The 514-nt window shown below is 44.4% G+C and carries 1 pseudogene (only partly in view); it reads left to right on the forward strand.

Annotated features, from left to right (window positions below):
- Nucleotides 1-514 (forward strand): annotated as a pseudogene (locus Q0192_RS10050) (M13 family metallopeptidase N-terminal domain-containing protein); its annotated part reaches 808 nt to the left of the window's first position; the annotation flags it as partial.

The following is a 514-nucleotide window of genomic DNA, read 5'->3' on the forward strand; positions in this document are numbered from 1 at the left end:
CAAACCTTTTTCCGAAACTCGGTCTAAATTCGGTTGATTCTGTAATCGTTGGTCAGCCCGAATTCTACCACAATCTGGACAAAACTTTAACCACTTTTTCGGTTGCCGATTGGAAAGCTTATCTCCGCTGGAAACTAATTTCTGCTTATGCGCCTTATTTGAGCAAAGATTTGGAGCAGGAAAATTTTCGCTTTTCGGGAACGGTTTTGTCGGGAAGAAAAGAGCAGTTGCCACGATGGAAACGGGTTTTAGATACCGAAAACGGTTTGATGGCCGAGTTGCTGGGGCAGCTTTTTGTGAAAGAATATTTCCCGGCCACTTCCAAAAAACGGTACGAAGACATGGTGGAAGCGATTCGCGTCGCCTACAAAGAACACATTGAAAAATTGGATTGGATGAGTCCGGCTACGAAGCAAAAAGCTTTATTAAAGTTGAACGCCATCCATCCAAAAGTTGGTTACCCGGACCAGTGGAAAGATTTTTCGACCTTGCAGATCAGCCGCGAATCTTATGC

Source organism: uncultured Mucilaginibacter sp. (genome assembly GCF_937859865.1).
In the GTDB taxonomy this organism is placed as follows: Bacteria; Bacteroidota; Bacteroidia; order Sphingobacteriales; family Sphingobacteriaceae; genus Mucilaginibacter_A.